The organism is Tabrizicola sp. BL-A-41-H6 (assembly GCF_050632395.1).
GTDB lineage: Bacteria > Pseudomonadota > Alphaproteobacteria > Rhodobacterales > Rhodobacteraceae > JAUYQR01.
Window position 1 is genome coordinate 1,260,346 of record NZ_CP192600.1, and the last position, 17,018, is coordinate 1,277,363.

The window sequence follows — 17,018 nt, forward strand, 5'->3', positions numbered from 1 at the left end:
GAATGCTTGAGAGGATGCCGCGACCCTGAGAACTGTCCGTTCTTTGGTATTTGCCTGTACGGCTAGTCTGGACCGCAGGGCGCCAAGGCCAGATGCGTCAGCTTCCTGAATTTAGACTCATGGCATTTCTTCACCGGCGATGCGCTCATTTTGTACCATCTCGCCACTGACGCCCCGGATGCAGGTTCGAAATCCACACGCGGACCTTCGGCGCTAAGCCCCCAGATTGGCCCCCGCCCCAAGCTGGCGCGAGATGCGGTCGGCGAGGGCGAGAAGTTCGGTCCGCGCTTCGTCAAGGGGGACGGTGGTGGTGCCGGACAAGCGGCGAACGTAGGGGATGGTGATGGCAGCAATCACGCGGCCGGAAATGTCACGCACTGGGGCCGAGATGTTGATGACCCCGGCGATGGTGAAAGAATCGTTTTCGGCGTAGCCGGTTTCGCGCACGCGCTGCAGGTCGGCGATGAAGACGGCGCGGCGTTCATCGGTGCCGTCACCCGCGCTGGCAAGCAGGGTTTCCAAGGCGTCATCGTCCATCCACGCGGCAAGGACACGGCCCGAGGAGGTGTCGAACACCGGGATCTGCGCGCCAAGGCGCACGGCGGTGATATTGTTGTCGTTGCAGTCCACCTGCGCGATCACCAGAACCCGGCCCGAATGCAGGATGGCCAGGTGCATCGACTGGTTGATGCGGTTGGCCAGCTTCTGCATCGCCGCGCCGGCTACGCTGGTCAGGCGGCGAATGGGCGGGTGGCGGTGGGCGATTTCAAACATCTTGGTGGTCAGGGAGTAGCGGTCATCCTCCTCGTTCAGCTGAACGTAGTCGCGCTGGCGCAGGACCATCAGCATTCGGAAGATTTCCGAAGTGGTGCGGCCAAGGGTCTTGGCGATCTCGGCCTGGGTCTTGCCTTCGGGGGCAGAGGCGAGGTGCTCCAGAATGTCGAGGCCTTTGGACAATGCGGGGGCGCGGTACTTCTCACCCTTGTCGTCGCTGTCATCCGTTTCGTCCCGGTCTTCGTCAAAACTCATAGGATGCGCCTCCAGGCGTTTCGCCCTTGATAACATGCTGTCACATCTGAAATCAAAGGCTCAGAGAGTTTGAGATGTAAAAATAAGTTTTGCATATAAACTATGGATGGGTAAAAATGGAGGATGTGAAGGGAACCAGGATGACCCAGACTATCGAACTCCGCGGCATGACGTGGTCTGACCCGCGAGGGTATGACCCGGTGGTGGCTGCGGCCAAGGAATTTTCCCGGATCGTGCCCGGGGTGCGCATCCTGTGGGACAAGCGGTCGTTGCAGGGGTTTGAATCGACGCCGGTGGAAGAACTCGCGGCGACCTATGACTTGATGGTGATCGACCACCCGCATGTGGGCGCTGTGGTGCGCGAGGGGTGCCTGCTGCCCCTGGACCTGCACGCAGGGCCGTATGATCTGGTCCGGTTGCAGGGCGAGACGGTCGGCAAAAGCTACGCCTCCTACACGTTGGAGGGGCGGCAGTGGGCGCTGCCGATCGACACGGCGACGCAGGTGCAGGCGGTGCGGCCTGACCTTCAGCCGGTTCCGCTGCGGGGTTGGGATGAGGTGATGCATGCGGCGCGTGACGGGGCGGTGATCTGGCCCCTGCGCCCGCCGCATGTGTTGATGAGCTTCTTCACACTGGCCGCCAATCTGGGGGAACCCTGCGCGGTGACGCCGGGGCCATTGGTGCCGCGCCACACCGGGCGGCAGGTGCTGGCAGCGATGCAGGCTCTGGCCGATATGGTGGACCCGGCCTGCCGGCAGATGGACCCGATTGCCGCGTTGGATGCCCTGGCCGACAGCAAGACGCACCGGGCTGTTCCGCTGACCTATCTTTATGCGCCCTACGGGCGTGAGGGGTATCGCGCGCAGCGTATCAGCTTTCACGATATTCCGGCCATCGGGCAGGGGGGGGCGATCGGATCGGCGCTTGGCGGCACTGGGATCGCGGTTTCGGCGCGCACCGCGCAGCCGGAGATCTGCACGCGGTTTGCCATCTGGCTGGCCTCGGCCGACGTGCAGCGCGGGCTTTATGCGGCGCATAACGGGCAGCCCGGCAATGCGCGGGCCTGGGGGGATGCGCTGGTGAATGCGGCGGTGGGCGGCGCCTATCACAACACCCGGATGACGCATGAGGCGGCCTGGCTGCGGCCAAGGCACGCCGGCTACATGGCCTTTCAGGAGGCGGCCAGCCATATCGTGCTGGATGCCCTGACCGGCCGCACCGCCCATGACGTGGCCCTTGATGCCCTTGACCTGCGCTTTGACGAAAGCTTTGCCCCATGACCCTGCTCTTGCCGCTGGAGGGCCTGCGCGTCCTTGATTTCAGCCAGTTTCTGGCTGGCCCCTATGCTGCGCTGAAGCTGGCCGATCTGGGGGCCGATGTGGTGAAGGTGGAACGCGCGGGGTCGGGTGATCTGTCTCGGCAACTTTACCTGACCGACACCCGGATTGGCGGGGAAAGCACGATCTTCCACGCCATCAACCGCAACAAGCGGTCCGTCGCGGTGGACATGAAGAATGAGGCGGACCGGGCGGCGCTGTGTGGGTTGATCAAGGGCGCCGACGTGGTGTTGCAGAACTTTCGCCCTGGCGTGATGGACCGCTTGGGCTTTGGCTATGACGCGGTGCGGGCGATCAACCCGCGCATCGTCTATGGGTCGGTCACGGGCTATGGCACCGAAGGGCCGTGGGTCGATCTGCCGGGGCAGGACCTGCTGGCGCAGGCGCGGTCCGGGATGATGTGGCTGACCGGCGGGGCCGAGGATGGGCCGGTGGCCGTTGGCCTGCCGATCGGCGACATTCTGGCCGGGGCAGCACTGGCGCATGGGGTTCTGGCGCTGCTTTTCCGGCGGGAACGGCAGGGCGTGGGCGGGCTGGTCGAGACCTCTTTGATGGAAGTGCTGGCCGACTTGCAGTTTGAACTGCTGACGACATGGCTGAACGACGGCGGGCGGATGCCGAAGAGGTCAGCCCAGAACCCGGCCCACGCCTATCTGGCGGCACCTTACGGGGTCTATGCCACGGCAGACGGGCATGTGGCGATTGCGATGGGTAAGCTGGACCTGCTGGCTGAGATCACGGGGCTGGATGCGGCCACGGCGGGGCTGGATGCCTTTGCTGCGCGTGACGTTATCAAGGCCGGGCTGGCCGTGCGGTTGGCCGAACAGCCGACCGACCACTGGATGGCAGCCTTCATTGCCGCCGATATCTGGGCCGCACCAGTGCTGGACTGGCAGGGCTTTGCCGCATCCGGCATGTTTGAAACGCTGGACATGCTGCATGAGGTGCAGCGCGGCGACGTGAAGCTGCGCACCACGCGGTTGCCGATCAAGATCGACGGCCAGCGCCCGGCCAGCGACCGGGCCGCGCCCGCGCTTGGCGATGCCAATGGCCTGCTTGCAAAGGGATGGGGGTAACATATGGCCGAAATCGGCGTTCATGCCCGGGGGTTGCCGGGATTGCCGGAAGACCACGCCCGGATTCCGGTCTGGAATTCCGAGAACTGGTATTTTGAGGATTTCGCTATTGGCGACAAGATCCGGTCGATCCGCCGGACCATCGCCGAGGGCGAGTCGATGATGTTCAACAGCCTGGTGATGGATCACCATCCTTACGTCAGCGACGAGCTATTCGCGCGGGACGAAGGGGTGTTCGGGCGCAGGTTGGTGGCGGGGGCGTTCGTGTTCTCGTTGGGGTTGGGGCTGGCGGCGACGAACTGTCTGAACTCGTTTTCCTACGGCTATGACCGGCTCCGGTTCATCAAGCCGGTGTTCATCGGCGACACGATCTACACGATCCGCGAGAACCTATCGAAAGAGGTCCACAACGAGACGATGGGCAAGTTGCGAGTCAGCTATTCGGTCTGCAAGGGCGAAGGCGAGCTAGTGCTTTACGCCGAGCATCTCTTGACCGCGCTTTACCGCGACCCGGCGCCGTTTCTGGATGAGGCGCGGGCGAAGATGGCGGCGAAGGCAACGGCGAAGGGCTGACGCTTACGTCGTCCAGCCGCCGTCGATGACGTGTTCGGTGCCGGTGGTAAAGGCGGCCTCGTCCGACGCAAGATAGCAGACCAGTGCGGCGATCTCATCCGCGCTACCAAGGCGGCCCATGGCTTGGCGGGCGATGAAGGCCTTCAGTGCGGCGTCATAGTCGCCGGTGGCGCGCAGGCGTTCGTGCAGAGACGGGCTGTCCACCGTGCCGGGGCAGATGGCGTTGCAGCGGATGCCTTGGGTGACGTAATCGGCCGCGACGGAACGTGTCAGCCCCACGACGGCAGATTTCGAGGCAGAGTAGACCGCGCGGTTGATTGGCCCCTTCTTCGGCCCCGCGACCGACGACATGTTGATGATCGACCCCGCCCCCTTGGCTAGCATCCCGGGCAAAAAGGCGCGGATCATGCGGAACTGGGCCTTGGCGTTCAGATCAAAGGCGAAGTCCCATTCCGCCTCGGTCGCCGCTAACACGGTGCCCGCATGGACGACGCCAGCGCAGTTGAAAAGAATGTCTATCGGGCCGACCTCATTCGCCAAAGCGGTGATCGCGGCGCCGTCCAGCACATTCAGCCGCCGTGTGATGATGCCCGGCATTTGCGCCAGTTCGGCAAGGGCTGCATCGTTCACGTCCGTGGCGATGACTTTTGCCCCTTCGCGCGCCATGCGTTCGGCGCTGGCGCGGCCGATCCCTTGGGCGGCGGCGGTGATGAGGGCGGTCTTGTCCGTCAGGCGTTCCATTTGATGTCCTTATGCCATGCCCGGCAGGCAGGCCGGGCCGATGGGCTCAAAGCTTTTGTAGGTCAGGATGAATTCGCGGTGGCCAAGGTCTTCTGACGCGGTCTGCTGGCCAGAGGCAACGGCGACCACCAGATCCCGGATTTCGTGGCCGACCTGATCAATCGTGCGGCGGCCTTCGATGATGTCGCCTGCGTTCACGTCCATATCCTCGGCCAGCGCGCGGAAGGTGTCGGGGTTGGCGCATATCTTGATGACCGGGGAAATGGCGCTGCCGACGACCGACCCGCGCCCGGTGACGAAAAGCGTCAGATGCGCGCCGGATGCGATCATCTCGACGATTTCAGCGTTGTCGCTGATGTTGGGAAAGCCGAAGCGCACTTCGCCGTCAGGGACCACGTCCATCAGGTAAAGGCCGCCCTTGGGGGGAATGTCGCCTGGCTTGATCAGGCCGGAAATCGGGCTGTCGCCGGATTTGACATAAGCGCCGAGGGATTTCTCCTCGATCGTGGAAAGCCCGCCTGCGGCGTTGCCGGCGGCAAAGCTGCCGTAGCCAAGGGTGGCGTAGTAGCGTTCGGCCTTTTGCACGCTGTCGCGCAGAAGCTGGCCCAGTTCGGGGGTGACGGCGCGCGCGACCATGATGTCTTCGCAGCCGATCAGCTCGCCGGTTTCTTCAAAAATGCAGGTGGCACCTTCGGCGATCAGCAGGTCGAAGGCCCGGCCGGCCGCCGGGTTGCCCGAGATGCCGCTGGTACCGTCCGATCCCCCGCACACGGTGCCGATCACCAGATCGCTGACCGCCATCTCCACGCGGTGCACGGTTGCGACGGAGTCAAGCGCGCCTTCCAGCCAAGTTTGCCCGGCCTTGACGGTGGACCGGGTGCCGCCAGACTTCTGAATGACCAACGTCTTGACCGGCCGCCCTGAGGTCTGCACGGCAGCCGAGGCGCGGACCTTGTCAAAGCTTTCGCAGCCAAGCGACACGAAAAGGACCGCGCCGACGTTGGGGTGGGTACACAGACGTTCCATCATCCGGGCGGCATATTCGTTGGGAAAGCAGCCGGGAAAACCGATCAGCTGCACGTCGCGGCCCCGAAAGCCTGCCACGATCTCGGACGCGACGAAATGCGCGCATTCCACCAGATAGGCGACCACAACCGTGTTGCGGATGCCCTTGCGCCCATCGGCGCGCAGCCAACCTTCCATCATCCGGCCCTTCCGTCGGCGTCTTGCAGAATCACGCTGGGGGTATAGCCAGAGCGGATGTTGTGGACATGGACATGTGCGCCGGGCGCGATGTCGGTGGTGGCGATGCCGATGGGCATGCCGTATTTACGGATGGTTTCCCCTGCAGCAATGGCGCGGCGGGAAATCTTGTGGGCCATTGGAATGGCTGCGGTCAGTCGCACGGCGACGCCGTCCAGCGCGACCATTGTGCCCTCGGCGGCGGTGGCGCGGGCGACAAGCACGTTGTCATCGGCATGCAGTAGCAGGAAGGGGCCGGTCATGGGCGGCGCTCCACCATGTAGATGTGGTCAGCGACCAGCACCGTATCATTGTGCTGGTTGGTGACCGTCAGACGTTCGGTGACGCGGCCAAAGCCGGGGCGCTTTTCCATCGGCTCGGCCGCGATGATTTCCACGCGGGATCGGATGGTGTCGCCGATGAACACGGGTTTGACAAAGCGCAGCCGGTCATAGCCGTAGGAAAAGGCTACAGGGTTGATGATCGTGGCCGTCAGCCCGACGCCGATGGTGAAGACCATTGTGCCATGCGCGATGCGTTGGCCAAAGGGCAGGGTCTTGCAGAACTCGGCATCCAGATGGTGCGGGAAGAAATCGCCGGAATGGCCGGCGTGCATCACGAAATCGGTCTCGGTGATGGTGCGGCCAACGGTCTGGCGGCCATCGCCCAGGTGGAAGTCTTCGTAGTATTTGATCTGCTCAAGCATCGGGGGCCGCCTTTATCGGGTGCGCAGGTTTGGCCGAGCTTTCGTAAGCCGCCTCAACCAGTGACATAGTGTGCCAGGCGTCTTCGGCGCTGCCGGCGAGGGTGGCATCCTCTCCAACGGCAAAGCGCATGACCTGGGTGAAACGGCCAAGGAAGGCTTCGATGAACCAGTTGCCTTGCAGCGGGATCTGGGCCCAGTCGCTGCCGGTGTTCAGCCACAGTTCGTCCGGTTCACCCTTTGGATAATCAAGGTTGACGCCCAGCTTTATATACGCCGCGCCCTTTGTGCCGCAGATACGGAACTCACACGCCTGAAACTTGCGGCCAAAGCTGTGGTTGTGGTTGATCGACAGGGCGCAACGAACATGGGCGCCATAATCAAGGATCATCGCGCTGCGGGTGTTCGACACGGTTGATGAGGGGTGGCCGATGGTCTTGGCGTGCACGCCCAAGGGGTTGCCCAGAATATCGCGGATCATGTCGAGGTAGTGGATCGAGTGAAGCAGGATTTCCACCCGCGGCAGGTTTGCAAGGAAGGCCCAGAGGTGCCAGGGCGTGTTCACCGCCAGAAGGCCGTCGATATCCACGATCTGCCCAAGATCGCCCCTGTCGATGGCGTCCTTCAGCGCCAGAAGGGCGGGGGCAAAGCGTAACTGGAAGTTGACCGCCGCATTCAGCCCTTTGCGGCGACAAATGCGGATGATCTGGTCCGCCGCCGCCAGGTCAGAGCCCATCGGCTTTTGCATGATCGTCACCGCGCCAACGGGCAGCGCCTCCAGCAAGGCGGGATGCGCGGCAGGCGGTACGGCAAGGTCATAGACCGCGCCCAGCCCAAGTGCCGTGGCCTCGGCCACGCTGGGATAGGCGCGGGTGCCAAAGCGGGCAGCGACAGCGGCGGCCTTGGCCTGATCGGGGTCGTAGATTCCGGCCACTGTGAACCCCAGCCGGGCATAGGCCGGCAGATGCGCATCCGTGACGATAGAGCCTGCGCCAAAGATCACCACGGGCAGGGAAGTACGTGGCAGGGGCAGGGATTGGCGCAGATCAGTCGACATGGAAGATCTCGGTCAGCCCAGCCCACCATTCGCCATCCTTGCGGGTGTCCAGCGGGCGTTGCAGCGGCATGTTGATGGCCCACCAGCGTTGGGTTTCGGGATCGTCGGCCATCTTCGCCATGTCGGCGTCAAAATCGGTGCCGACATATTCGAAATACGAGAACATCAGATTCTCGGGTTCCTTCAGAAAGATCGAATAGTTGCGGATGTTGCACTCGGCGATCTTGGCCAGAACGCCGGGCCACACGGCGGCGTGCAGGCGGCGGTATTCGGCCTTGCCCTCTTCGGAAAGGCCGATGACGGAACCATGGCGGGTCATTTTGTCACCTCAAACTGGCTGCCCGGCGCTCGACGGGCGATAAGCGCGTCTTCATCCCAGTCTATGCCAAGTCCGGGCGTTGTGGGGGCAATTGCGATGCCGCCGTCCCGGGCCATCGGGGCTGCGATGTCGTCAAGCTGGGGGATGTATTCCAGCCAGGGGGCATTGGGTACGGCGCAGACCAGGCTGACGTGGATTTCCATCAGGAAATGCGGGCAGATCGACAGGTTGTGCGCCTCGGCCATGTGGGCGACCTTCAGCCAAGGTGTGATGCCACCGATCCGTGCTACGTCGGCCTGAACGATGCCGCAGGCACCGGCGGCGATGTAATCGGCGAACTGGCCGGGGGAATAAAGGCTTTCGCCCACGGCAATCGGCACCCGGCTTTGGCGTGCAAGGCGGGCGTGGCCAGCGATGTCGTCGGCTGGCAGGGGCTCTTCGAACCAGCCGATGTTCAGCGATTCCAGCAAGGGCAGGCGGCGGGTGGCCTCGGGCCCTGTCATCGACTGGTTGGCGTCGGTCATGATCTCGTAATCCGGCCCAAGCGCCGCGCGCACGGCAGTCAGGCGGGCGGCGTCACCGGCGACGGTAGGTTTGCCGATCTTGATCTTGGACCCAAGGAAACCGGCCTGCCGCATGGCAAGCGCATCGTCTACAAGGGCGGCGGGTTCGATGTGCAGCCAGCCGCCCTCGGTGGAATACATCGGCACCCGGGTCTTTGCGCCCCCAGCCAGAAGGTGCAGCGGCAGGCCGGCGCGTTTGCCGCGCAGATCCCACAGGGCCGTGTCAATGGCGGCAAGGGCCAGCGACATGATCGGCCCTACGGCGGTGGCGTGGCTGGTGAACAGAAGATCGCGCCAGATCGCCTCGATCGCCTCGGCTTCGCGCCACATCAGGGCGGGAAGGAGGGTGTGGCGCAGAAGGGCAAGGATAGAAGGGCCGCCATCACCGATGGTGTAGGAATAGCCCCGCCCGCTGGCGCCTTCGGCATCGGTCAGGGTGACGAAAATGGTTTCCTGGCTTTTGAAGCTTTGGATGGCGTCGGTGCGGCGGACCTTGGGCACCAGATCGACAAGGAAGGCTTCGGCCTTTTCGATGCGTGGCATGTCAGATCCTTAGGGTGGCGCCGGTCGCGGCGTCGAACAGGTGGCATTTGTCCAGCGCGATGCCGAAGCGCAGGCGTTCGCCCATCGCGACGGGGCGGGGGTTCAGCATCTTGGCCTGCACCTCAACCCCGGACAAGGTGGCGAACAGCAGCGTTTCGGTGCCAAGGGGTTCGGTCAGGGTCACGGGCATGTCCACATAGGCCATATGCGCGGTGGGCGGCATCGAATGGCCTTCTGGCATGATGTTGTCGGCGCGCACGCCGAAGTGGACGGCTTGCCCGTCGACCACCTTGGCACTGGGCGGCAGCGGAATCTGCGTGCCGTCGGACAGGCTGACCTGCCCGTTGCTGACAGTGCCCGGCAAAAGGTTCATGGGCGGCGAGCCGATGAAGGTGGCCACGAACGAATTCACGGGTCGTTCGAACACGTCAAGCGGGGTGCCGATCTGGACGATATGGCCATCGCGCATGATCACGATGCGGTCGGCCAGGGTCATCGCCTCGATCTGGTCATGGGTGACGTAGATGATCGTGGTGCCGACCTTCTGGTGCAGACGCTTGATTTCCACCCGCATCTGGGTGCGGAGTTTGGCGTCAAGGTTGGACAGCGGTTCATCGAACAGGAACACGTCGGGGTGGCGCACGATGGCGCGGCCCATCGCGACGCGCTGCCGCTGGCCGCCGGAAAGCTGGCCGGGCTTACGGGCCAGAAGCGGGGTCAGCGACAGGATTTCCGCCGCCTCGGCCACTGCCTTTTCGATCTCCGCCTTCGACCGCTTGGCAATGTGCAGCGAAAAGCCAAGGTTCTCGGCCACCGTCATGTGCGGGTAAAGCGCGTAGTTCTGGAACACCATGGAGATGTTGCGATCGCGCGGTGGCAGGTCGTTGACCACCCGGTTGCCGATCTGGACGGTGCCGTCCGAGATATCTTCCAGCCCGGCGATCATGCGCAGGGTGGTTGACTTGCCGCAGCCGGAAGGCCCGACCAGCACCACGAATTCGCCATGTGCGATATCAAGGTTGATCGCGTGGACGACTGGCAGCGCCCCGTAATTCTTGACGACGTCCCGCAGGACCACTTCAGCCATGTCTTATCCTTTCACGCCGCCAAAGGTCAGCCCGGCGATGAGGTGTTTCTGCACAAGGAAGGTCAGCAAGAGCGCAGGGATGATCATCAAGACCGCCAGCGCACACATGCCCCCCCAGTTGAGGGTGAATTGCGACGTGAAATCCATCAGCCCGACTGGCATGGTTTTCGAATTGAGCGAGCGGGTCAGCTGGCTGGCCAGAGCGTATTCGTTCCAGCTGGTCAGGAAGGCGAATATGCCGGCGCTGGCGATGCCGGCGCGGGCGACCGGAAACTCCACCTTCCAGAACGCCTGCCAGCGGGTGCATCCGTCAATCTCGGCCGCCTCGGCCAATTCCTTGGGCACTTGCCGGAAGAAGCCGTCGATCAGCCAGATGGTGAAGGGGATATTCAGCGCGACATAGATCAGGATCATGCCGAAATGGGTGTCGATGATCCCCAAACGTCCGTAAAGGATGAAGAGCGGCAGCGACAGCGCCACGCCGGGCACGGCGCGGGTAACCATAAGGCCGACGAAGATCGCCGATTTGCCCGGGATGCAGTAGCGCGCGAAGGCATACCCCCCGGCCATTCCGATCAGCAGCGCGATGACGGTCGAGGTCAGCGAGATGATCAGCGAGTTCCAGAAGTAGGTCAGCACCGGCACGCCGCCCGACCCGGCCCCGGCGAACATTGCGCGGTAGTGGTCAAGGTTCAGCTCGTTCGGGATCCAGACCGGTGGCTTGGCCATGATCTCGACCGTGGGGCGGAAGCTGTTCAGCACCACCCATAGGCCGGGCAGGCAGATCACGGTCATTGCAAGAAAAAGGCCGATGAAGTGGCTTGTCTTCAGCAGACGGCGGCGGATGCGGTGGTTGCGGCCCTGGTCCATGGCGTCAATCCCCCATGCCAAGCGAGTTCCGCGCCGTGGTCAGCTTGCGGAAGAAATAGACTGTGAAGGCGATGGCAAGGAGGATCGAGATGTAGCCCATGGCATTGGCGTAGCCCATCCGGGCATCGACATAGCCGGTACGGCCGATCAGCGTCCACAACAGTTCGGTCCGCCTTGCGGGGCCGCCTGCGGTCATCACCTGCACGATGTCATAGGCGCGCGCCACGTCCAGAGACCGGATTGCCATTGCGATGTAGATGAAGGGCATCAGGAACGGCAGCGTCACATAGCGGAACGTCTGCCACGGGGTGCAGCCATCGACGCGGGCGGCCTCGACCGGGTCTTGCGGGGTGGCAAAAAGGCCCGCCAGGATCAGGATCGCGAAGACCGAGGTTGAACTCCACACCTCGGCCACGACGATCGAGATGAAGGCAAGGTTGGCGTCCACCAGCCACGGAATTGCGACGTCGGTCAGGCCCAGCGATTGCAGCGCGTTGTTCAAGAGGCCCACGTTGTCGTTGAATATGAACTTGAACTGAAAACCCACGAGAATGGGCGAAAACATCATCGGAAACATCATCATGGTGCGCAAAAGGCGTTGCCCGCGCGTGACCTTGGCCACCATCAGCGCAAGGCCAAGGCCCAGCAGCATTTCAAGGTTCAAGGCGACGGTGAGAAGCAGCACGGTGCGCCCGAAGGCGGCCCAGAAGTTCGCGTCACCGATGGCCTTTGCGTAGTTGGCGGTGCCGACCCATCTGGTGATCGTTTCCGGCCGCGTCAGGTGAAAGGCGGTGAAGCTGGAATACAGGCTGAGGACGAGGGGAACAACGATGACCGCAGCCAAGATCACGAAGGCCGGCATCAAAAGCAGCAGCCAGGGGGGAAGGCGCAAGCGATACATCAGGGGTCTTTCCGCAGGATAGGGAGAAGCGGCGCCGGGGAGAAGGCGCCGCTTCCGATGCGTCATAGAAGGATCAGTAGACCCCGTTCTCGCGCATCAGTTGGTCCACCGCATCCGACGCGGTTTGCAGCGCCTCATCCACCGTCTTGTCACCCAGAATTGCTGCCTGAAGCTCCGGGTAGATCAGGTTCGTCGCCTCGATCCAGTAGGGGGTCTTCGGCACCGGGAACGCGGTCTTGGCGGTTTCCTGGAAGGCGGCCAGAACCTCGGCCTTGTAAGGGTCTGATGCAGCTTGGGAGATCACATAATCCCAGACCGCGGTGCGGGTAGGCAGGGGACCGGCGCTGGATTCCAGCTTTTGGCTGTCCTCATTGGTCAGGAAATCGACCAGCGAGGCGGCTGCTTCCTTGTGGGCGCAGGCTTCGGTGACGGAAAAGCCATGGAAGCCTGACCAGCCGGTGCGCACGCCTGCCGACCCTTTGGGTGCAGGGGCCACGCCCACGTTGCCGGCAGCCTTGGAGGCCGCAGGATCGTTGAAGAAACCCGACCATCCGGGCCAATCAAGGTTCAGCGCAATGGTGCCGGAAGCAAAGCCGTTGCCAAGGTCATCCCACAGATAGTTCGTCGTGCCGGGCGGAACCGCACCAGCCTTGTAGAGATCGACAAACCATTGCAGCGCTGCCTTGCCCGCATCCGAGTTGAACGCCGGAGAGAAGTCATCGTTGAACATCGCGCCGCCGTTGGCGACGATCAGTTCATAGAAGCGGCCGGCGATGCCTTCTTCCTTGCCCGCATACTGCGTGCCGTAGAAGTTCGGCGGATCGGCAAAGAAGATCGCCTGATCGCGGAACTGGTCCCACGTTTCCGGCACGGCAAGGTCGTAGCCATACTTGGCCTTGAACGCCTCGGCCTTGGCGGGGTCGGCGTAAAGCGACTTCTGGTAATACAGTGCCGAGACGTCGAACTGGGCGCGCGGCAGCATCACCAGTTTGCCGTCCAGCGTGGCGGCGGCGATGTTGGCCGGCACGAAGCCCGCCACGGTTTCCGCCGGGACAAGCGCCGTCAGGTCGGCGTAAAGGGCCGGGTATTGCGGTGCGAAGGACGAATGGTTCGACCCGACGCACCAGGTGATCGCACCGGCCGCGATGTCGGCCTTGAATTCCTTGTCCAGCTCGAAGTGGTTCTTCTGGCTGACGATGTTCACCTTGGCGCCGGTGGCGGCTTCCCATTCGGCGATGCGGCCGTAAAGTGCCTCATACTGCTGGCCGCCGATCAGTTTGGCGTCGATCGTGATGCCGGCAAACTCGCCCTCCGCCAGTGCTGCGGTGGCAAGCCCAAGTCCTGCTGCAAGTGCAAGCACGCTGCTGGCCGTGAATTTCCTCATCTTCCTCTCCTCCCGTTGGTTCTGTCTGTCATGGGCCTGGGTCTGCCGGGCCTGCCGTAGTGCTTTCATATTCGGAACTGTCATTCATAGATAAACTTGACAGCTTGCCCGAGTCAAGTTCGACTGCATGGACAAAGAGTTTGTCGATGAAGGACGGGAATCATGATCTTTGACACGCACCTGCATCTGATCGACCGCGCCCGGCTAAGCTATCCTTGGCTTGCGGGCCTGCCGCCTCTGGACCGGGACTGGGATTTCGACAGCTATTGTCAGACGGCGGCGCGGCTGGGCATAACGGACGTGCTGCACATGGAAGTGGATGTGGCCGAGGCGGATATCGACGCCGAAACCCTCAAGATCGCCGAGTTGATGGCCCGCCCCGGCAGCCCCCTGCGCGGCGCGATCAGCGCGGCCCGGCCCGAGGGCGCAGGTTTTGAGAGCTGGCTGGAGCGGGTGGACCACAGCACCGTCAAGGGCGTGCGGCGAGTGCTGCATGTGGTTCCGGATGAGGTGTCGCAGACGCAGCTTTTCCGGCAGAACGTCCGCCGGCTTGGGCTGGCGGGCTTGCCCTTCGACATCTGCATGTTGGAACGGCAGCTGCCGCTAGCCGCCGATCTGGTGGATGCCTGCACTGACACCACCTTCGTGCTGGACCATTGCGGTGTTCCGGCTATAGGGGGGGGTGACTTTGCCCATTGGGCGGCGCAGGTCACCGACCTTGCCCGCCGCCCCAATCTGAATGCCAAGGTTTCAGGCATCACTGCCTATGGGCCAGCCGACTGGACGGCTGAAACCCTGCGGCCCTACGTCCGGCATGTGATCGAAAGCTTTGGGCCGGCGCGCGTGGTCTGGGGGTCTGACAGCCCGGTCTGCACGCTGCAATCTTCGCTGCCGGAATGGGTGGCGGTAACGTATCTGCTGCTGGCCGAACTGACTGCCGACGAACGCGCGGGCATCCTGCACCGCAATGCCCGCCGGCTGTGGCTGGGGCGCTAGGTCCCGAATGAGGTGAACACTTCACGGGTGCCTGGGTTGTTCGTCGCGGCCGAGCGCCGAAGCATCGAGACCGCAGACACCTGTGCCGACCTGCTTCTGGACCGGATTCTGGAAGAACTGCCCGCGTCCGAAGGCGACGAGGTGGCGCTACTCGTCAACTCGCTGGGAAGTATCCCGAATTCGGAACTCTACATCCTGCACCGCCGTGTCCGACAGCGCATGAAGGCCCGGGGAATCCGGGTCCACCACAGTCTTGTCGGCCCCTACTACACGTCGCTGGACATGGTCGGCGTTTCCCTGTCGGTGCTGCATCTCGACAGTGAGTTGAAGGGGTTGCTGGACGACCCCTGCGTCTCGGCGGCACTGACGTTTCAGGCCTGACGACCCTCTGCCGCGGCAGACCATATGCCACGGACCAGGACGCCGGCCTTCAGGCCATGCCAAGGATCGCGTCGGCCAGCCGTTGGGCTGACGGTGTCAGTCGGGTGCCAATGCGCGTGACAAGGCTGAAGGGTGCTACCGTCATGCCAAGGTCGAGGGGCAGCGTCACGAACGGCACCGAGGGGTTGCCGGAAAAGCTGGTGGCGACGGGCGTGGCCAGGGGGGCGATGGCGTCGGTCTGGTTCAGAAGCGCCAGGGTGAACAGGAAGGACGACGTGGAAATGCGCCGCAATGGTGCGGGCGCGTGCAGGTCTGCAAGCCGGGCCATCACAGTCTGGGTCAGCAGCGTCTCGTCGTCACCCATCACCCATTCGTAGCGCAGAAGGTCGTCGAGGGTGATGTTCGGCAACACCACCAGCGGATGGCCGCGCCGCACCACCAGTGACAGCGGCTCTCCGGCGATGCGGTGGGCGTCAAGCTGGGTTTCGCCAAGGCTGAGACGGGCGAGCGCGAAATCCAAATGACCGGCGCGCAACTGTTCGCACAGATGGACCGATGTGGCGACGGTGACCTCAGCGCGAAACTCCGGGTAGAGCCGCTGGAACTCGGTCAGGGCAGGAAGCACGAGGCTCAGCGCCGGGCCGGTGACCGCGCCCACACGCACCACGCCGGACCGGCCGGTGGCGGCTTCGGAGATGTCGCGGGCGGCATCGGCCAGTTCGATCTGGATGCGCGCGGCGCGCCGGGCCAGCGCCTCGCCAACCGGGGTCAGGGTCAGGCCGCGCCCCTGCCGTTCGTGCAGCGCCAGACCCAAAAGCGCCTCCATCTCGGCCATGTGGCGCGAGGCGGCGGGTTGCGCGATGCCGACCCGTGCCGCCGCGACGCCAAGCGCCTGGCTGTTGTTCAGCTCGGCCAGCAGCCGCAACTGGACGGGCTTCAACTGGCGCAGAAGCGTGGCGAGGGGCTGGGCTGTCGTATTCATGGCATATCCGTCATGTCTTGAACCACAACCGGCATTTGACAGGTATGTGTCTTCAACGCAATCTCTGCCGCGTACGTGAGCACCGGACGTCAATGCGTGCTCAGTGCGGAACACCAGATTTCATCGGGAGGAAACAGATGAATTTGACCCGCCGCGGGCTTATCGCCCTTGCCGGTACGACCGCCGCCCTGTCGGCGCTGCCCGCATTCGCCCAGGACAAGGGAGCCGTCGGTATCGCGATGCCGACCAAATCCTCGTCGCGTTGGATTTCGGACGGCGAGTCGATGGTGAAAGCATTCACCGAGGCCGGCTATACGGTCGACCTGCAGTATGCCGAGGACGACATCCCGACGCAGCTGAGCCAGATCGAGAACATGATCACCTCGGGCGTGAAAGCGCTGGTGATCGCGGCTATCGACGGCACCACGCTGTCGAACGCGCTGGACAACGCCGCCGCGCAAGGCATCAAGATCATCGCCTATGACCGCCTGATCCGCGACAGCGGCTCGGTCGATTATTACGCGACCTTCGACAACTTCAAAGTGGGCGTGCAGCAGGCGGAATCGCTGGTTGCCGGCCTGAAGGAGCGGTTCGGCGACGTTAAGCCGTGGAACGTGGAACTGTTCGGCGGCTCGCCCGACGACAACAACGCGTTCTTCTTCTACGACGGCGCGATGAGCGTTCTGCAGCCGATGATCGACGCGGGCGACATCGCAATTCCGTCGGGCCAGATGGGCATGGACGTGGTCGGCACGCTGCGCTGGGATGGCGCGGTGGCGCAGGCGCGGATGGACAACCTTTTGTCGTCGAACTACGGCGACAAGCAGTTGCATGGCGCGCTGTCGCCGTATGACGGGCTTTCCATCGGCATCATCTCGTCGCTCAAGGGCGTCGGCTACGGGTCTGGCGACATGAAGATGCCGATCGTCACCGGGCAGGACGCTGAAATCCCGTCGGTGAAGTCGATGATCGCGGGCGAGCAGTATTCGACCGTGTTCAAGGACACCCGCGAACTGGCGAAAGTGACCGTGAAGATGGTCGACGCCGTGCTTGCCGGCGGCGAGCCGGAAATCAACGACACCGAAACCTACAACAACGGCGTGAAGGTCGTGCCATCGTATCTGCTGGAGCCGGTGTCGGTGAACCTGTCGAACTACGAGGAAATCCTTGTCGGTTCGGGCTACTATACCGCAGACCAGCTGAAGTAAGCTGATCTTGACGGGCCTGCCTGCGC

General features: G+C 63.4%; 19 protein-coding genes. 6 read left to right on the forward strand and 13 right to left on the reverse strand.

Translation table 11 applies throughout. The annotated features are described in order from the left end of the window. Window positions 1-213: 213 nt before the first annotated feature. Window positions 214-1,029 carry an IclR family transcriptional regulator gene (locus ACROUL_RS06280; protein WP_431298660.1) on the reverse strand — a complete coding sequence of 272 codons (816 nt, stop codon included), beginning with the start codon at window positions 1,027-1,029 and terminating at the stop codon, window positions 214-216. A 140-nt stretch (window positions 1,030-1,169) separates the two neighbouring features. Here ACROUL_RS06280 and ACROUL_RS06285 point away from each other — a divergent pair, with 140 nt between their 5' ends. The 3 genes from ACROUL_RS06285 to ACROUL_RS06295 are packed head-to-tail and all read left to right on the forward strand — an operon-like array spanning window position 1,170 to window position 4,015. Beyond that, entirely contained in the window at window positions 1,170-2,309 is a 1,140-nt protein-coding gene (locus ACROUL_RS06285) for an extracellular solute-binding protein (RefSeq protein WP_431298661.1), read from the forward strand. Continuing rightward, window positions 2,306-3,442, forward strand: coding sequence for a CaiB/BaiF CoA transferase family protein (locus tag ACROUL_RS06290; protein ID WP_431298662.1), 1,137 nt, complete (start codon window positions 2,306-2,308; stop codon window positions 3,440-3,442). The genes ACROUL_RS06285 and ACROUL_RS06290 overlap by 4 nt, the downstream gene beginning before the upstream one ends. Before the next feature lie 3 nt (window positions 3,443-3,445). After that, a complete protein-coding gene (locus ACROUL_RS06295; RefSeq protein ID WP_431298663.1) occupies window positions 3,446-4,015 on the forward strand; it encodes a MaoC family dehydratase in 570 nt (189 codons plus the stop codon). Between the two features lie 3 nt (window positions 4,016-4,018). Here ACROUL_RS06295 and ACROUL_RS06300 read toward each other — a convergent pair whose 3' ends face one another. From ACROUL_RS06300 to ACROUL_RS06350, 11 genes are all read right to left on the reverse strand, one after another. After that, window positions 4,019-4,756: an SDR family oxidoreductase gene (locus tag ACROUL_RS06300; RefSeq protein WP_431298664.1), complete on the reverse strand. Its 738-nt coding sequence runs from the start codon at window positions 4,754-4,756 to the stop codon at window positions 4,019-4,021. 9 nt (window positions 4,757-4,765) lie between these two features. Further along, window positions 4,766-5,962 (reverse strand): UxaA family hydrolase, encoded by a 1,197-nt coding sequence (locus tag ACROUL_RS06305; protein ID WP_431298665.1) that lies wholly within the window; start codon window positions 5,960-5,962, stop codon window positions 4,766-4,768. Further along, window positions 5,959-6,261, reverse strand: a complete 303-nt coding sequence (locus tag ACROUL_RS06310) for a UxaA family hydrolase (protein ID WP_431298666.1) — start codon at window positions 6,259-6,261, stop codon at window positions 5,959-5,961. Before ACROUL_RS06310 ends, ACROUL_RS06305 begins: the two co-directional genes overlap by 4 nt. Beyond that, the gene (locus ACROUL_RS06315) at window positions 6,258-6,704 is read right to left on the reverse strand and encodes a MaoC family dehydratase (protein WP_431298667.1); all 447 of its coding nucleotides are present in this window, start codon (window positions 6,702-6,704) and stop codon (window positions 6,258-6,260) included. Before ACROUL_RS06315 ends, ACROUL_RS06310 begins: the two co-directional genes overlap by 4 nt. Beyond that, window positions 6,697-7,758, reverse strand: coding sequence for a Gfo/Idh/MocA family protein (locus tag ACROUL_RS06320; protein WP_431298668.1), 1,062 nt, complete (start codon window positions 7,756-7,758; stop codon window positions 6,697-6,699). The genes ACROUL_RS06315 and ACROUL_RS06320 overlap by 8 nt, the downstream gene beginning before the upstream one ends. After that, window positions 7,748-8,077, reverse strand: a complete 330-nt coding sequence (locus ACROUL_RS06325) for an L-rhamnose mutarotase (protein WP_431298669.1) — start codon at window positions 8,075-8,077, stop codon at window positions 7,748-7,750. The genes ACROUL_RS06320 and ACROUL_RS06325 overlap by 11 nt, the downstream gene beginning before the upstream one ends. Further along, window positions 8,074-9,183: a mandelate racemase/muconate lactonizing enzyme family protein gene (locus tag ACROUL_RS06330; RefSeq protein WP_431298670.1), complete on the reverse strand. Its 1,110-nt coding sequence runs from the start codon at window positions 9,181-9,183 to the stop codon at window positions 8,074-8,076. The genes ACROUL_RS06325 and ACROUL_RS06330 overlap by 4 nt, the downstream gene beginning before the upstream one ends. A 1-nt stretch (window position 9,184) precedes the next feature. Next, the gene (locus ACROUL_RS06335; protein WP_431298671.1) at window positions 9,185-10,270 is read right to left on the reverse strand and encodes an ABC transporter ATP-binding protein; all 1,086 of its coding nucleotides are present in this window, start codon (window positions 10,268-10,270) and stop codon (window positions 9,185-9,187) included. 3 nt (window positions 10,271-10,273) lie between these two features. After that, window positions 10,274-11,140: a carbohydrate ABC transporter permease gene (locus ACROUL_RS06340; protein WP_431298672.1), complete on the reverse strand. Its 867-nt coding sequence runs from the start codon at window positions 11,138-11,140 to the stop codon at window positions 10,274-10,276. Between the two features lie 4 nt (window positions 11,141-11,144). After that, a complete protein-coding gene (locus ACROUL_RS06345) occupies window positions 11,145-12,041 on the reverse strand; it encodes a carbohydrate ABC transporter permease (RefSeq protein WP_431298673.1) in 897 nt (298 codons plus the stop codon). Between the two features lie 73 nt (window positions 12,042-12,114). Continuing rightward, the gene (locus ACROUL_RS06350) at window positions 12,115-13,425 is read right to left on the reverse strand and encodes an ABC transporter substrate-binding protein (protein ID WP_431298674.1); all 1,311 of its coding nucleotides are present in this window, start codon (window positions 13,423-13,425) and stop codon (window positions 12,115-12,117) included. Between the two features lie 162 nt (window positions 13,426-13,587). Here ACROUL_RS06350 and ACROUL_RS06355 point away from each other — a divergent pair, with 162 nt between their 5' ends. Both ACROUL_RS06355 and ACROUL_RS06360 read left to right on the forward strand, forming a co-directional pair. Beyond that, entirely contained in the window at window positions 13,588-14,421 is an 834-nt protein-coding gene (locus ACROUL_RS06355; RefSeq protein ID WP_431298675.1) for an amidohydrolase family protein, read from the forward strand. A 27-nt stretch (window positions 14,422-14,448) separates the two neighbouring features. After that, complete coding sequence (locus ACROUL_RS06360) at window positions 14,449-14,802, forward strand: dihydroxyacetone kinase subunit DhaK (RefSeq protein WP_431298676.1); 354 nt, start codon at window positions 14,449-14,451, stop codon at window positions 14,800-14,802. A 49-nt stretch (window positions 14,803-14,851) separates the two neighbouring features. On the opposite strand, the gene ACROUL_RS06365 is transcribed toward ACROUL_RS06360, so the two are convergent. After that, window positions 14,852-15,784: a LysR family transcriptional regulator gene (locus ACROUL_RS06365; RefSeq protein ID WP_431298677.1), complete on the reverse strand. Its 933-nt coding sequence runs from the start codon at window positions 15,782-15,784 to the stop codon at window positions 14,852-14,854. A gap of 137 nt (window positions 15,785-15,921) precedes the next feature. On the opposite strand from ACROUL_RS06365, the gene chvE reads away from it, so the two are divergent. Further along, window positions 15,922-16,992 carry a multiple monosaccharide ABC transporter substrate-binding protein gene (gene chvE, locus ACROUL_RS06370; protein ID WP_431298678.1) on the forward strand — a complete coding sequence of 357 codons (1,071 nt, stop codon included), beginning with the start codon at window positions 15,922-15,924 and terminating at the stop codon, window positions 16,990-16,992. Window positions 16,993-17,018 lie beyond the last annotated feature (26 nt).

Bases quoted from the DNA above. Each gene is read 5' to 3' on its own strand.
- ACROUL_RS06365 (WP_431298677.1), bottom strand. From the start codon at position 15,784: ATGAATACGACAGCCCAGCCCCTCGCCACGCTTCTGCGCCAGTTGAAG.
- ACROUL_RS06315 (WP_431298667.1), bottom strand. From the start codon at position 6,704: ATGCTTGAGCAGATCAAATACTACGAAGACTTCCACCTGGGCGATGGC.
- ACROUL_RS06320 (WP_431298668.1), bottom strand. From the start codon at position 7,758: ATGTCGACTGATCTGCGCCAATCCCTGCCCCTGCCACGTACTTCCCTG.
- ACROUL_RS06280 (WP_431298660.1), bottom strand. From the start codon at position 1,029: ATGAGTTTTGACGAAGACCGGGACGAAACGGATGACAGCGACGACAAG.
- ACROUL_RS06300 (WP_431298664.1), bottom strand. From the start codon at position 4,756: ATGGAACGCCTGACGGACAAGACCGCCCTCATCACCGCCGCCGCCCAA.
- ACROUL_RS06335 (WP_431298671.1), bottom strand. From the start codon at position 10,270: ATGGCTGAAGTGGTCCTGCGGGACGTCGTCAAGAATTACGGGGCGCTG.
- ACROUL_RS06355 (WP_431298675.1), top strand. From the start codon at position 13,588: ATGATCTTTGACACGCACCTGCATCTGATCGACCGCGCCCGGCTAAGC.
- ACROUL_RS06340 (WP_431298672.1), bottom strand. From the start codon at position 11,140: ATGGACCAGGGCCGCAACCACCGCATCCGCCGCCGTCTGCTGAAGACA.
- chvE (WP_431298678.1), top strand. From the start codon at position 15,922: ATGAATTTGACCCGCCGCGGGCTTATCGCCCTTGCCGGTACGACCGCC.
- ACROUL_RS06345 (WP_431298673.1), bottom strand. From the start codon at position 12,041: ATGTATCGCTTGCGCCTTCCCCCCTGGCTGCTGCTTTTGATGCCGGCC.
- ACROUL_RS06295 (WP_431298663.1), top strand. From the start codon at position 3,446: ATGGCCGAAATCGGCGTTCATGCCCGGGGGTTGCCGGGATTGCCGGAA.
- ACROUL_RS06305 (WP_431298665.1), bottom strand. From the start codon at position 5,962: ATGATGGAAGGTTGGCTGCGCGCCGATGGGCGCAAGGGCATCCGCAAC.
- ACROUL_RS06285 (WP_431298661.1), top strand. From the start codon at position 1,170: ATGACCCAGACTATCGAACTCCGCGGCATGACGTGGTCTGACCCGCGA.
- ACROUL_RS06290 (WP_431298662.1), top strand. From the start codon at position 2,306: ATGACCCTGCTCTTGCCGCTGGAGGGCCTGCGCGTCCTTGATTTCAGC.
- ACROUL_RS06350 (WP_431298674.1), bottom strand. From the start codon at position 13,425: ATGAGGAAATTCACGGCCAGCAGCGTGCTTGCACTTGCAGCAGGACTT.
- ACROUL_RS06330 (WP_431298670.1), bottom strand. From the start codon at position 9,183: ATGCCACGCATCGAAAAGGCCGAAGCCTTCCTTGTCGATCTGGTGCCC.
- ACROUL_RS06325 (WP_431298669.1), bottom strand. From the start codon at position 8,077: ATGACCCGCCATGGTTCCGTCATCGGCCTTTCCGAAGAGGGCAAGGCC.
- ACROUL_RS06310 (WP_431298666.1), bottom strand. From the start codon at position 6,261: ATGACCGGCCCCTTCCTGCTACTGCATGCCGATGACAACGTGCTTGTC.